Raw genomic sequence first — 13,935 nt, 5'->3', positions numbered from 1 at the left:
CGACTCAGTCGGGGCCGGCGCGGCTTTGTTCTTATGGTGTGTGGGCTGTGGCCGGTCAGGCGCCCAGCGGTGCGGCGGCCACCGTCGGCATGGTGGGCGTCTTCGAGCCGCCCACCGGTTCCACGGTGATGCCGAGGGCAGCGGCCGAGCCGATGCCCGTGACCACGGCCGGCTTGGACAGCGCGGCGGCGTCCATCAGGCCCTTGGAGACCGGCGCGGAGCCGTCCTTGGGGATCAGCCACATCTGGTAGACCTTGCCCGACGGCGGGGCAGGAACGCCGTTCATCTTGACGACGGCGGCGTCCTTCGACGACGAGAGAGTCAGCGACGCCGTGCCGCCGCCGATGACGTCGACTGTGGCCTTGCGCACGTCGCTGGCCTCGAGCACCTGGTTGACGGGGTCGTTCTGGTTGGCGACATAGGCGCCCACCCCCACCCCGCCGACGGCGATCGCAGCTGCGGCTGCGACACCAATAAGCCAGTTGCGCATGCCCTGCGGCCGGCGCCGTTCCTCCCGGCGCTGGCGTGCCGCGCCGAGTTCGTCCACGACCGGACTATCGGGGTGTTCCCGGACCGGCCGTGCTGCAACGGGGGGAGTGCCGGTGCCGGCGGGCGTGGCGCTGCCGGACTCCGCGGCCTGGACGGGCAGAGCGGCCACGATGCGGCCAAAGAGTGCCGCCGGCGGCTCCTCCTCCGCGGTGAAGCTGGTGGCCAGCGTCTCGCGGGCCTGCCGGACGCGTTCCTCGAACTCGGCGCGGACGGCCGGGGTTGCCTCCGCGATGTGGCGGTCGACGGCGGCGCGTTCGGCGTCGTCGAGGGCGTGCAGCGCATAGACCTCGGCGAGGTCAACGGCGCGGCCGGAGCTGAGGTCTCCGGCGATGTCGGTGGAGAAGCTGCCGGGTGTGCGGCTGCCGTCCTGCGGATCGATGTGGTTCATCTCAACTCACCCCCAAACAGGTTTTCAGTCGGATCAGTCCGTCGCGGATGCGGGACTTGATGGTGGGAACGGCGGCGTTGAGCTTTTCCGCGACTTCCCGGTAGGTCAGCCCGCCGTAGTAGGCGAGCCGGACGGATTCCTGCTGTGTGTCGGTCAGGGTGTCCAGGCACCTGACCACGGCCTCGGCCTCGAGCCGGCTGCCGACCTCGTCGGAGACCGAGTCGTGGTCGATTTCCTGGCTGCTGGCGCCGTAGCGGGCCTCCCGGTCGGTGGACGACTGCGACGACCGGACCTTGTCCACGGCCCGGCGGTGCGAGATCGTCATCAGCCACGCGAGCGGACTGCCGGCGTCGGCGTTGAACTTTGCCGCGTTCTGCCAGACCTGGAGGAAGACTTCCTGGGTGGTGTCCTCGCTGAGTTCGACGTCGATCAGGACCCGGCGGGCCATGCCGAATACCCGGCGCGAGGTGAGCTGGTAGAACTCGGCGAACGCGGCCTGGTCACCGTTGGCAATCTGTCCGAGCAGAACTCCGAGCCGGCGGTTTACGTCGGCTGAAGCGCTGGGGGGAGCGGCGGCCTCGGGATTCGGGGCATTCGGAGTTTCCATCATCTTCAAGCATAGGGTGCCAGCCGCCGGTCGCGGGCCAAGCCGGGGCTGAACTGTACCGTGCGGGTCCGCAATCTGATGGGCCGGACGTCTATCCACCTGCAACGTTGTCACCTGCCGCTCCTCGCTCCCTTCGCTTCCTTCCGTGGTGTCTCACAAAAGATTCGGAGCGGGCCGGGCGCCGGATGGGCCGGACTGGAGGGCTTTTTGTGCCGGCCGCGACCGCGACCGGGGTCGGCCCGCGGTGCTTGAAGTTGGGCTAGAGCTTGGCGCCCGCGAAGCCCTGCTGGCGCCAGGCCTCGTAAACGGCGATCGAGGCAGCGTTGGCGAGGTTAAGCGACCGCAGGGCCGGCAACATGGGAAGCCGCACCCGCGAGGTTACGTGCGGATCGTGCTTGACCTCCTCGGAGAGGCCCACGGACTCCCGGCCGAACATCAGCACGTCGCCGGGGCGGTAGCTGATGTCTGTGTAGGACGTTTCGCCGTCGGACGTGAAGGCAAAAACACGCTCCGGCTGCAGGGCGGCCCAGGCGGCGTCGATGTCGGGGTGCACGGTGACAACGGCGAGGTCGTGGTAGTCCAGTCCGGCGCGGCGGAGCTTGGCATCGGAGAAATCGAAGCCCAGCGGCTCCACCAGGTGCAGTTCGGCCCCGGTGATGGCGGCCAGTCGGATGGCATTGCCGGTATTGCCGGGGATTTCGGGGCTGTGGAAGAGGATGCGGAACACGCCTCCATCCTAGCCAGCCGGCCGCGGGCTAGTGCATTCCGCGTAGCAGCCTGGCGAGCACCGGGACGTTCACGGTGTTCGGAGCCGGCCCTGACCCGAGGAACTGCTTCAGGCCGCGGGCCAGCCCGGCGGCGTTGACCACCTGGACCAGTTCGTGGCTAGCCGAACGGTCCCGGGCTGAGCGTCCGTGCCGGTCGATCACAGGCTCGTGCAGGTTGCCGTCCGTGCTGTGGACCACGGTCCAGCCGGTGACATTCAGTTCGGGGAAGATGTCCTGCATCCGCCGCACCACATGGGCCAGCTGGGGCGGAGCCACGGAGCGGCCGCCGTGGTTGAGGGTGCTGCCGTTCCATGCGTAGGCGCCGGGCGGCAGGAGCATGGACCCGATGATGGCCAGCCGGTAGCCGGACAGCAGGACGTGGTCGATGTGGCTGTTATCCGCCGGGGACTGCAGGCCGTTGACCAGGCGGGCGGCAGGGATGGCCGGCAGGATCTGCCGGGTGATCAGCTGCACCGTCCGCATCTCACGCTGGATGCGGGCCTCGGCGCCGAAGATGCCCCGCCGGCGGGGCATCCCATGGACCTGCTGCCGCGCCGTCGACGCCGGGATCAGGGGTACCCCGCCGGCAGCCTCGACTTCCTCGAAGGACGGGACATAGACAGGGGCATCCGCGGCGGTGTTGCGGGGTGTATTGGGGCGGCGGACGTGCGCAGAGGCCCGGCTGCCGGCTGCCGGCGCGTCGAAAAGTGCTCCGTCGTCGGCCGGGGCCGTGCTGCTGGAGTACGCGGTGCCGCTGCCGTAAGAGCGGTCGTAATCCGCGCGGCGCCGGGCATCGATGAGCGTCTCGTAGGCGAGGGTGACCCGGCGGAACGTCGCGGCGTCGCCCCCGTGGTCGGGGTGGGCGGTGCGGGCAGCCTTGCGGTAGGCCACCTTGATGTCCTTGTCCGTCGCGGTGACGGGGATCCTGAGGACCTGGTAGTGCGAGCTGTCGGCCTGCGTCAAGCAAGATTCCTTTGTGTCAGTGGAGCCAGTCCGGCCTGGACCTCCGGCGTGGCCAGTTTAACCAACTGGGGGAATAACGAGCGCGTGACCGCGGAAGGTTCCCGCCGGCTGGCATAATTCAGCGCATGAAGATCGCCCTTGCCGTCAACCCGCGCGCGTCTTTTGGCCGCGGGCAGCATGCCGGCCGGGAGGCGGCGGCCTGCCTCCGCGCCGCCGGAGCGCAGGTCCTCGAGTTGTGTGAGGACAGCTACGACGCCCTGGCCCGCGCCGTGGACAAAGCTCTCGCCGACGGCGTGGACGCCCTGGTGGTGGTGGGCGGCGACGGCATGGTGCACCTGGGGGTGAATGCGCTCGCCGGGTCCGGCGCCGCGTTCGGCGAAACACCCCTGGGCATCATTCCCAGCGGCACGGGCAACGACATGGCCCGTGCGCTCGGCCTCCCGCGGCATGACATCCCGGCCGCGGCCGCACGGGTCCTGGCCGCACTGCCGGCGGGCGGCCGCCTGATCGACGCGGGACGGGTCAGCTCGGCGGGAAAGACGCACTGGTTTGCCGGGGTGGTCTCGGCGGGCTTCGATGCTGCCGTCAACGAGCGGGCCAACAACTGGCGCCGGCCGCGCGGGCAGGCCCGGTACAACCTGGCGATGCTGCGCGAACTGGCCACCTTCCGCGCCATCGATTACACCGTCACGGCCGACGGCGAACGCTGGCAGCAGGGGGCCATGCTCATTTCGGTGGCCAACGGCCAGTCAATCGGCGGAGGCATGAAGGTGGCGCCCGACGCCGTCCTCGACGACGGGTACCTGGACCTCTTCATCGTCCGGCCGCTCTCCCGCGCGGGCTTCCTGGCCGTCTTCCCCAAGGTCTTCTCGGGCCGTCACGTGGCCCACCCGGCCGTGGAACTGCGCCGCGTCCGGCGGGTCGAACTGGAAGCGCGTGGGGTGGTCGCCTACGCGGACGGGGAGCGGATCGGACCGCTGCCGCTGACCATCGACGTTGTCCCCGGGGCCCTCCGGGTCCTGGCGTAGGGGAGGGGATATGGCTACGCGCAACACGCCCGGAAGCCGGGCTGCCGTCCGTCTGGCAACGACGCCGCGCCCCCGCATTGGCCGCGCCCGCGTAACCGGCCTACTCCTGGCGCTGGTGCCGCTCCTGGCGGCCTGCAGTGTGGGCGTCCCGGATCCGGCAGCGCCCCGGCCCACCGGCAGCGCGGCCCCCACCCTGGCGACCCCGACGGTGACGCCGGGGTACGACGCCGACGCTGTCGCGGCCCGGAACCTGCCCCTTGCCGCGGGGGACCGTCTCGCGGCCGGAGTCCCGGTGCAGCTCTCGGACGGACTCCATGACGCGCCGCGGTGGAAGACCTCCAAGCAGGCGGTGGCCGGTGCCACCGAATACCGCAAAGCCGACGGCTGTGTGGTTGATGCCAAGGTCCGCGTAAACCAGTGGCCTTTGGCCGTCGCCGGCGACGACAAGGCGTCCACGGAGGCGCTCTTCCACTACCTGGATCCCACCATCCAGCCGGCCTACCTCAAGACCGCCACCCTGCGCTGGGGCGGCCAGCCGGACAAACCGGCGCCGAAGGTGGAAGTACTTGTCTTCGAAGACGGGAAAAAGGCCGGGTCGCGGGCAACGGCCAGCTATGCCCGGCTGTTCGCGAAGGCCGGCTCGTCCGTGTACATTTCCGTATCCTGCCCCGGGCCCGCCGCGCTCGCGGCCGCGCGGGCCGACATCGCCGCCCGGCTCGCCGTGGTGCCGCCGTCGTCCTGATCCCTTCCGGGACGGACGAGCGGCGGCCACCAGGAGCTGCCTACCGGCCCTTTGCGGGCGAGAGGCGGTTCAGGGCCAGGGCTCCGACCAGCAGCCCGAAGTCGCGCAGGGCCACGTCGAAGAAGCTGCCCAGGACCAGCAGGTTGATGATGATGCCCAGCAGCCACACCGCCACCAGCAGGGAGCCAAAGCGCGGCCGGAACGCCACGGCGAGGCCGGCGATGATTTCGACGATGCCCACCACATACATAAAGGTCTGCGCCGGGACCGGCACCACCGAAGTCGCCACCGGCGCGAGGTACATCGTCCAGTGGGTGAGCAGGTTGGTGAACTTGTCCAGGCCGAAGATGATCGGCGCCACAGTAAAGACCGTGCGCAGCAACAGGTAGGCCTGCCGCTGCTGGCCGGCAACGCTTATGACCGGAGCCGAAAGGGTTGTTGAAGATTTCATGGGTCTACGCCTTCTAAAGTTGAATACTTTGATTTTAGAATGAGAGTGCTGAATTAAGCAACGCATCTTGTTTTTAGAGTTAGGCTGGGCCCATGAACCGAGTTCCCTGGATCAGCAGGGTGGCCGCCGTCGCCTCGCTGGGCGACGAGAACCGCCGCCGCCTGTTCGACGTCGTCACCGCAGCCCCGGACGCCGTGGGCCGCGACGACGCGGCCGCCGCTCTGGGAATGGCGCGGAGTACGGCGTCGTTCCACCTGGACCGCCTGGTGCGCGACGGACTGCTGGCCGTGGAATTCCGGAAACTCGGCGGCAAGGAGGGGCCGGGTTCCGGCCGGCCGGCCAAGTTGTACCGGGCCGCAGTCGAGGAGGTCTCCGCGTCAGTCCCGGAGCGCAATTACGACCTCGCCGCCGAGCTGCTGGTCTCCGCCGTGGAGGATTCGGCCGCCGACGGCGGATCGGCCAGGGACGCGCTGCTGCGTGCCGCCCGCGTCCGGGGCGGGGCCGCGGCTGACGCCGCCGGCGCCGACGATTTCCCGTCTGTACTGGTCGCCGAGGGCTACCAGCCCGCGGACGACGGCGAGGGCGGCCTGGTGCTGCTCAACTGTCCCTTCCACCGGGTGGCCCAGGGCCATGCCGGCGTGGTGTGCGCGATGAACGGCGCGTTCCTGGGCGGGGCCGCGGCAGCCTGCGGCGTGGACCCGGCCAGGGTGGAGGCGCTCGACATCGAACAGCTCAGGGCCGACGGAGCCGCGTCCCCGGTCCAGTGCTGCGCCCGGATCCTGCCGTCCTGAGTGCGGCCCGGCCCTTAAAGCCGGTCAGCAGCACCCCGGCAACAACCAGGAGGCCGCCGGCTACCTGAACCAGCGTCAGCGGCGTGCCCAGCGCCACCGTGATGATGGCAGTAAAGACGACCATCAGGTTCAGATAGTTTCCTGCGGTGGCCGGCGGGGTGGTCTTCAGGGCCAGGTTCCAGAACAGGTAGGCGCCGAGGGAGGGGAACACAGCGATGTACGCCAGCGACCAGCCGCCCACCGGGGTGTCAGGGAGCCGCACCTGCAGGGCGACGGCGAAAGGCGCCAGCATAACGGTCGCCATGGCGACCTGGACCGCGGTGGCGGCAATGGCCGGGACCTCCAGCCGGCGGGCGATGATCGTGTACGCAGCCCACACAACGATCGCACCGACCATCATCAGTTCGCCGGTGTTGAACGAGAGGCTGAGCACCCGCTGCAGCTCCCCGCGGGTCAGGACCAGCAGCACCCCCATCAGCCCGAGCCAGCCGAGCCGGGTGGTTTTCTCGCCGAGCACCACGATCGCCAGCACCACAATGAGGGCCGGGTTTACCGCCGTGATCAGGGAGGCATTGATCGCCGAGGTGTAGCCCAGCGCGCCGTACAGCAGCAGGGTGTAGCTGACCATGCCGAGGACGCTGAGCAACAGCAGGACAGGCCACCGCCGCAGCACCGCGCGCCAGTCCGGCTTCTCCACCAGTTGGGCGAGGGCCAGCAGTGGCACGGCAGCGAGCGTCCAGCGCCAGAATGTCAGGTCCAGAGGCGTCATCGAGGCAACCGCGGCCTGGCCCACCACGAAGTTCCCGGACCAGAACAGGGTGGCCAGGATGAGGTACAGGGACGCCTTCACCGCTCGAATGTACACCAGCGGTCCCCGGGCGCCGCACAGTAGAATTGGGCTGTGCCCGTATACCTAGACCATGCCGCCACCACACCGCTCGCCGCAGAGGCGCTGGCCGCCCTGACGCGCGAGCTGGCCCGTACCGGCAACCCGTCGTCGCTGCACGGATCCGGCCGTCGCGCCCGCCGGGCCGTGGAGGACGCACGGGAGACCCTGGCTGCCGCGGCCGGGGCCCATCCCTCGGAAGTCATCTTCACCTCCGGCGGGACAGAAGCGGACAATCTGGCCGTCAAGGGTTTGTACTGGGCCCGCCGCGCCGAAGCTTCCGGCCGGACGCGCATCCTGTGTTCCGCCGTCGAGCACCATGCCGTGCTGGACACGGTGGAATGGCTGGAGCGGCACGAGGGTGCCGAGGTCCGCTGGCTGCCCGTCGACGCCGACGGCGTGCTGGACCTTACGGTCCTGGCCGCCGAGCTGGCCGATGATCCTGCCTCGATCGCCCTGGTCACCGTTATGTGGGCAAACAACGAGGTGGGCAGCATCCAGCCTGTGGCCGACATTGTGCGGCTGGCCCACGCCGCCGGTGTCCCCGTGCACTCCGACGCCGTGCAGGCGTTCGGATCCGTGCCGGTCGATTTCCGCGATACCGGCCTCGATGCCATGTCCATCTCCGGCCACAAAATCGGCGCACCCGTGGGAGTCGGTGCCCTGCTCCTGGGCCGTGCCGTCACGCTGACGCCGGTCCAGCACGGCGGGGGACAGGAACGTGACGTGCGCTCCGGCACCCTGGACACCGCCTCGATCGCCGCCTTCGCCGCGGCAGCCGAGGCCGCCACGGGCCACCTTGCCGCGGAGTCGGCGAGGATCACCGCGTTGCGGGACCGGCTGATCGAGGGGGTCCGCGCGGCGGTTCCCGAGGCTGTACTCCGCGGCGCCCCCGGGCCCGGCCGCCTGCCCGGCAACGCCCACTTCACCTTCCCTGGGTGCGAGGGCGACTCGCTGTTGTTCCTCCTGGACCTTGCCGGCGTGGAGTCCTCCACGGGGTCGGCCTGCACCGCCGGGGTTCCGCGGCCGTCCCATGTATTGCTCGCCATGGGCCTGGATGAGGACACCGCGCGCGGTGCCCAGCGCTTCACCCTGGGCCATGCGTCGTCCGAGTCCGACGTCGACGCCCTCCTCGCGGCCCTGCCGGGGGCCTATGCCCGCGCACGCCAGGCCGGAATGGCCGGACACGAGTCCAGCATCCAGACCGCCGGGACCGTGTTCCGGCAGTCCGCCGCGCAGGGCTAGGCGTCCGGCAGCAGCTGATCCAGCGGGACGTCGGTGTCCGCCAGGGCGCCGGGACTGATGGCGGTCCGGGACGCGATGAGGGCCTTGATGGCTTTCTGGGGCTTATCGGACCGCGGCCAGTTGACGTTCATACCGGCCACCACCTGGCCGCCGCGCTGCCAGAATGCAAGGAAGGCCTTCTCCTCGAGCGAACCCCGGACCACCGGAGGGCCGTCCACCAGGCCCGGGAAGCCCGAATATTCCATACTGACGTCGAACTGGTCCGTGTAGAAATAGGGAATTGTGTCCAGTTCCGCCTGCAGGCCCAGCATCGCCTTCCCTGCGACCTTCCCGCCGTTGAGGGCGTTGGACCAGTGCTCGCTGCGGTGGTGCTTGCCGGTAAACGGATGTAGCGCGTTGGCGACGTCACCGGCGGCGAAGACTCCCGGGGCGGAGGTCCGTAGCGACGCGTCGGTGAGGATCCCGTTGTCCAGGTCCAGGCCGGCCGCCGCGGCGAGCGACGTTTCCGGAACCACGCCGACGGCGACGACCACGAGGTCCGCCGCCAGGACTTCTCCGGTGTCCGTGCGGACACCGGAGACCCGTCCGGCATCGCCCAGGATCTCGGCGGCCGACGCCGGCAGCCGGAACCGTACGCCGCGGGATTCGTGCAGGGACCGGAAGAAGCGGCCGAGGTCGGGCCCGATCGCGGCTTCCAGCGGCACGTGCTCCAACCCCAGCAGGGTAACGGTGTTGCCGTAGGAACTCGCCGCGGCGGCCAGTTCCATCCCGATCCAGCCGGAACCGACCATCACCACGTTCCGGCCGCCGCCGGCGAGGGCGTCCCGCAGCCGGCGGCTGTCCTCCACGGTCCGGAACGTCATCACGCCGTCGAGGTCCTTTCCGGGCAGCGGAATCGAGCGCGGCCGCGCACCGGTGGCCAGCAGGAGCGAGGTATAGGGGAGCCGTGAGCCGTCGGCGAGGGTCACGGAGCGGGTGCCCGTGTCCAGTCCGGCGGCCGACACACCGGCGCGGAGGTCGACGTCGTTCTCTGCGTACCAGCCGGCCGGAACCACCGGAAGCGCCTCCTCACCGTCTTTGCCGAGTAGGTACTCCTTGGACAGCGGCGGCCGGAGGTAGGGGGCGTGTGCCTCTTCCGCCAGCAGGACCACAGGCCCGTCGAAGCCTTCCGCACGGAGGGTTTTGGCGGCGGTGGCCCCGGCCAGCCCGCCGCCCACGATCACGATGTTCTCGGTCATCTTTGCCCGCCCGTCCTGTGCTGTGTGGAGCCCTTTGTGGGGCCCTGGTTTCTAAAACCGTCAATGCCGACGTTAGAAGCCCGGGGGAGCGCCGTCAAGGCCTTTCGGCCGGCCGCCCAGGAGAGCTTTTTGGGGGAGGATTCGGCGTGGCGATAGAATGGCGGAGCGGACACTGTGTTAGCTCCAGCGTCGGAGCCCGGCCGCGAAAACCCCATCTCCTAAAGAAAGCCAGCATGCGAGTTCTTGCAGCCATGAGCGGCGGCGTCGATTCGGCCGTCGCCGCAGCCCGCGCGGTCGAGGCCGGCCACGACGTCGTCGGGGTCCACCTCGCGCTTTCCCGTATGCCCGGAACGCTGCGGACCGGCAGCCGCGGGTGCTGCACCATCGAGGATTCCCGTGACGCCTGGCGGGCGTGCGACGTGCTGGGCATTCCCTACTACGTGTGGGACTTTTCCGAACGCTTCAAAGAAGATGTGGTCCAGGACTTCATAGACGAATACGCCGCCGGCCGCACCCCCAACCCGTGCATGCGCTGCAATGAGCGGATCAAGTTCGCCGCACTGCTGGAGAAGGCGATCGCCCTTGGGTTCGACGCCGTCTGCACGGGCCACTACGCCAAGGTCATCACGGACGCCGACGGCAACCCCGAACTGCACCGCGCCGCCGACTGGGCGAAGGACCAGAGCTACGTGCTCGGCGTCCTGACCCACGAACAGCTCCGCCACTCGATGTTCCCGCTCGCAGACACCCCGTCCAAGGCTGAGGTCCGGGCCGAGGCGGAACGCCGCGGGCTTTCGGTGGCCAACAAGCCCGACAGCCACGACATCTGCTTCATCCCCGACGGCGACACCGCCGGCTGGCTGGCCGAGAAGATCGAGATGACCACGGGCGACATCGTGGACGAATCCGGCGCCAAGGTGGGGGAGCACCCGGGAGCCAACGCCTTCACCGTCGGCCAGCGCCGCGGCCTGAAGCTCGGCACCCCCGCCGCCGACGGCAAGCCCCGGTTTGTCCTGGAAATCCGGCCCAAGGAGAACAAAGTGGTGGTGGGCCCCGAGGCGCTGCTGGCCATCGATGAGATCCGCGGCATCAAGGTTTCCTGGGCCGGGCTGCCCATCGCCGAGATCGCCACCGGCGCGGAATTCGACTGCCACGCCCAGGTCCGCGCCCACGGCGACCCCGTTCCCGCGACCGCCCGAATGGAACACACCGACGGCTCGGGCAACCTGGTGGTCACCCTGGCCGAGCCGTTGCGCGGCGTGGCCCCCGGGCAGACCGTGGTCCTGTACCAGGGCAGCCGCGTGCTGGGCCAGGCCACGATCGACGCCGCCCGGTCCCTGCAGCGCGCGGCGTTGTAGGGGACCGTTTCCCTGACCGTTCCGCTGGCCCCGACGGACATGCCCATCCCTTGATCCGGTCGATGGACATGTCCAGGTACAGCCTCGCCCGAGACCGGCATGCCCATTTCTTGCTCCGGTTGAGGGGCATGTCCATCTTTCGCGGCCACCAATGGGCATTTACTAGATATGTCCAGTGCTCGGCGCGGGTAATGAGCATGTCCATCCCTGGGGCACATGCGAAGGGCATGCCCACGCATCGTCGCCTCCGAGTGAGGGACATGCTCATTCGTTGACCAGGGAGGCGGGCATGCTGCTTCACCTGCCCGGCCGACGGGCATGTTGCTTCACTTGCCCGGCCGACGGGCATGCCCTAGTGCAGCCTCGCCCAAGACCGGCATGTCCATTCTTCGCAGCTACCAACCGGCACACACTGCAGTTATGCCCAGTCATCAATCCGGAGATTGAGCATGTCAATCCTCCGGCGTGAGTGACGAGCATGTCCGAGTCCAAGCCCCACCTCGCGCCGGGCATGCTCGTCCCCAGAACGGAGAGACGGACATGTCCATCCCTGGACAGCAGGGATGAGCATGTTCAGCCACAGCCGTTTCTTGTGACGCACATGTCCATTGTTCACAGCGGCCAGTGGACATTTAGTGGTTATGTCCAGTGCTCGATCCTGCAAATGAGCATGTCCATCCCTGGGGCTGTGAGACGGACATGCTCCGCCCGGTAGGGGGGGCGACGGGCGCAGCCCAGGGAGCAGGAGCGCACCCACCCCATGCGGCCGGCCCGTTTTAGCGACCCGGCCCGCCCCCAGCGACCCGGCCCACCCCTCAGCGACCCGGCCCGCCCCCTCAGCGACACGGCCCGCCCCCTCAGCGACACGGCCGCCCCTCAGCGACCCGGTCCACCTAGTGACCAGACCTCGTAGCCCCCGCCGCCCCAACTCCAACCACCCCGCACCAACACCCACCCCCGGTCAAAAGTGCCGAAGATCCGGGGGAAATCGCGAAGAAAACGCCAAGTTCACCCGGTTCGTGTAAATTTTGTGTCTCAACTCACAAGATTGGACGATTCGCCCGCGGTCTTCTGGTTGAATCTAGGAATCAGGACATGGTGCTGCCCAACGAGTCAAGCTACTTCGGGCTGCGCACTAGTACTCATCGAACAGAAAGTTCACAGATGGCAATGAACAAAAAAGCCCTGCAGAGCGCCATCGCGCTCGCCGGGGTTTCCGCCTTTGCACTCACAGCCTGCACCGGACCTTCCGGCGGCGGAACGTCCTCCGGCGGTGCTGCAGGAGGCTCCATTACGTACGGCACCACGGACAAGGTGGTCACCCTCGACCCCGCCGGCTCTTACGACGCCGGTTCCTTCATGGTGATGAACCAGATCTACCCGTTCCTGATGAACTCGAAGCCCGGCACGGCCGACTCCAGCCCGGACATCGCGGAATCCGCGTCCTTCACGAGCCCGACGGAGTACACCGTCAAGCTCAAGTCCGGCCTCAAGTTCGCCAACGGCCACGCCCTCACGTCCTCTGACGTGAAGTTCTCGATCGACCGCGTCCTGAAGATCAATGACGACAACGGCCCGGCCTCCCTGCTGGGCAACCTCGCCTCGGTGGAAGCCAAAGACGACTCCACCGTGGTCTTCAAGCTCAAGCAGGGCAACGACCAGGTCTTCCCCGGCGTGCTCGCTGCCAACGCCGGCCCGATCGTCGACGAAGAGGTCTTCCCGGCCGACAAGCTGATGAGCGATGACGACATCGTCAAGGCCAAGCCCTTCGCCGGCCAGTACACGATCGAAAGCTACAAGAAGAACGAGCTCATCAGCCTCAAGTCCAACCCGGACTACAAGGGTCTGCTCGGCAAGCCGGCGAACGACAGCGCCACGATCAAGTACTACGCCGACTCGAACAACCTCAAGCTCGATGTCCAGCAGGGCAACATCGACGTCGCCGGCCGCAGCCTGACCGCAACCGACGCCGCCGACCTCGAGAAGGACTCCAAGGTCACCGTCCACAAGGGCCCGGGTGGCGAGCTGCGCTACATCGTCTTCAACTTCGACACCATGCCGTTCGGTGCCAAGTCCGCTGACGCCGACCCGAAGAAGGCTCTCGCTGTCCGCCAGGCCATGGCCGACATCGTTGACCGCGATGCGATCGCCAGCCAGGTCTACAAGGGCACGTACCTGCCCGCGTACTCCGTCGTTCCCGACGGCTTCGTCGGCGCCATCACGCCGCTCAAGGACATGTACGGCGACGGCAGCGGCAAGCCCAGCCTGGACAAGGCCAAGAAGGCCTTCAGCGACGCCGGCGTCACCGCTCCGGTCACCCTGAAGCTGCAGTACAACCCGGACCACTACGGCAAGTCCTCCGGCGACGAATACGCCATGATCAAGGAACAGCTGGAGAAGTCCGGCCTGTTCAAGGTCGACCTGCAGTCCACCGAGTGGGTCACCTACTCCAAGGACCGCACCAAGGACGTCTACCCGGTCTACCAGCTCGGCTGGTTCCCGGATTACTCCGACGCCGACAACTACCTGACCCCGTTCTTCATCCCGGGCAACTTCCTCAAGAACCACTACGAGAACGCCGCCGTCACCGATCTGATCAAAAAGCAGCTCACGACGGTGGACAAGACGGAGCGCGAAAAGGTACTCGGTGACGCCCAGACGGCCGTCGCCAAGGACCTCTCCACGCTGCCGCTGCTGCAGGGCGCCCAGCTGATGGTCGCCGGCAAGGACGTCAAGGGCGTCGAAAAGACCCTGGATGCGTCCTTCAAGACCCGTCTTGGTGTGATTTCCAAGTAGGTCAATTCCCCATCCGGTCCTGACCAGCCAGTGAGGCGGGGCGCCCGCGCGGCGTCCCGCCTCTCTTGCTGAGGGCAGGACACCCGATTCCCGAAGCCCACGAAGCCGACGGAAACACGATTTTAG

General features: G+C 68.3%; 13 protein-coding genes. 6 read left to right on the top strand and 7 right to left on the bottom strand.

Annotated features, from left to right (window positions below; all coding sequences use genetic code 11):
- Window positions 1-55 precede the first annotated feature (55 nt).
- From AC1DHY_RS01250 to AC1DHY_RS01235, 4 genes are all read right to left on the bottom strand, one after another.
- Complete coding sequence (locus tag AC1DHY_RS01250) at window positions 56-937, bottom strand: anti-sigma factor (RefSeq protein WP_476879441.1); 882 nt, start codon at window positions 935-937, stop codon at window positions 56-58.
- 1 nt (window position 938) lies between these two features.
- Window positions 939-1,544 carry an ECF RNA polymerase sigma factor SigK gene (sigK, locus tag AC1DHY_RS01245; protein ID WP_476879452.1) on the bottom strand — a complete coding sequence of 202 codons (606 nt, stop codon included), beginning with the start codon at window positions 1,542-1,544 and terminating at the stop codon, window positions 939-941.
- A gap of 259 nt (window positions 1,545-1,803) precedes the next feature.
- The gene (locus AC1DHY_RS01240) at window positions 1,804-2,271 is read right to left on the bottom strand and encodes a tRNA (cytidine(34)-2'-O)-methyltransferase (RefSeq protein WP_476879442.1); all 468 of its coding nucleotides are present in this window, start codon (window positions 2,269-2,271) and stop codon (window positions 1,804-1,806) included.
- A 28-nt stretch (window positions 2,272-2,299) separates the two neighbouring features.
- Window positions 2,300-3,274 (bottom strand): J domain-containing protein, encoded by a 975-nt coding sequence (locus AC1DHY_RS01235; protein WP_476903050.1) that lies wholly within the window; start codon window positions 3,272-3,274, stop codon window positions 2,300-2,302.
- Between the two features lie 125 nt (window positions 3,275-3,399).
- Here AC1DHY_RS01235 and AC1DHY_RS01230 point away from each other — a divergent pair, with 125 nt between their 5' ends.
- Together AC1DHY_RS01230 and AC1DHY_RS01225 are read left to right on the top strand one after the other, a co-directional pair.
- Entirely contained in the window at window positions 3,400-4,302 is a 903-nt protein-coding gene (locus AC1DHY_RS01230; protein ID WP_476903049.1) for a diacylglycerol/lipid kinase family protein, read from the top strand.
- A 10-nt stretch (window positions 4,303-4,312) separates the two neighbouring features.
- Window positions 4,313-5,044, top strand: a complete 732-nt coding sequence (locus tag AC1DHY_RS01225) for a hypothetical protein (RefSeq protein WP_476879445.1) — start codon at window positions 4,313-4,315, stop codon at window positions 5,042-5,044.
- A 40-nt stretch (window positions 5,045-5,084) separates the two neighbouring features.
- On the opposite strand, the gene AC1DHY_RS01220 is transcribed toward AC1DHY_RS01225, so the two are convergent.
- Entirely contained in the window at window positions 5,085-5,495 is a 411-nt protein-coding gene (locus AC1DHY_RS01220; protein ID WP_476879446.1) for a hypothetical protein, read from the bottom strand.
- 92 nt (window positions 5,496-5,587) lie between these two features.
- Here AC1DHY_RS01220 and AC1DHY_RS01215 point away from each other — a divergent pair, with 92 nt between their 5' ends.
- Window positions 5,588-6,286: a helix-turn-helix transcriptional regulator gene (locus tag AC1DHY_RS01215; RefSeq protein WP_476879447.1), complete on the top strand. Its 699-nt coding sequence runs from the start codon at window positions 5,588-5,590 to the stop codon at window positions 6,284-6,286.
- On the opposite strand, the gene AC1DHY_RS01210 is transcribed toward AC1DHY_RS01215, so the two are convergent.
- Complete coding sequence (locus AC1DHY_RS01210) at window positions 6,228-7,136, bottom strand: DMT family transporter (protein ID WP_476903048.1); 909 nt, start codon at window positions 7,134-7,136, stop codon at window positions 6,228-6,230. The genes AC1DHY_RS01215 and AC1DHY_RS01210 overlap by 59 nt on opposite strands.
- Before the next feature lie 51 nt (window positions 7,137-7,187).
- Between AC1DHY_RS01210 and AC1DHY_RS01205 the strand changes: the two genes are divergently transcribed.
- Complete coding sequence (locus AC1DHY_RS01205) at window positions 7,188-8,417, top strand: cysteine desulfurase family protein (RefSeq protein ID WP_476879449.1); 1,230 nt, start codon at window positions 7,188-7,190, stop codon at window positions 8,415-8,417.
- On the opposite strand, the gene AC1DHY_RS01200 is transcribed toward AC1DHY_RS01205, so the two are convergent.
- Entirely contained in the window at window positions 8,414-9,655 is a 1,242-nt protein-coding gene (locus AC1DHY_RS01200; protein WP_476879450.1) for an NAD(P)/FAD-dependent oxidoreductase, read from the bottom strand. The genes AC1DHY_RS01205 and AC1DHY_RS01200 overlap by 4 nt on opposite strands.
- A gap of 251 nt (window positions 9,656-9,906) precedes the next feature.
- On the opposite strand from AC1DHY_RS01200, the gene mnmA reads away from it, so the two are divergent.
- Window positions 9,907-11,013, top strand: a complete 1,107-nt coding sequence (gene mnmA / locus AC1DHY_RS01195; protein ID WP_476903258.1) for a tRNA 2-thiouridine(34) synthase MnmA — start codon at window positions 9,907-9,909, stop codon at window positions 11,011-11,013.
- 1,164 nt (window positions 11,014-12,177) lie between these two features.
- Entirely contained in the window at window positions 12,178-13,809 is a 1,632-nt protein-coding gene (locus AC1DHY_RS01190) for an ABC transporter substrate-binding protein (RefSeq protein ID WP_476903047.1), read from the top strand.
- The last annotated feature ends 126 nt before the right edge of the window (window positions 13,810-13,935 follow it).

The organism is Arthrobacter sp. 05L44 (assembly GCF_056397605.1).
Note: the sequence above shows the minus strand (reverse complement) of the source record. Positions and strands in the feature narration are given on the sequence as shown.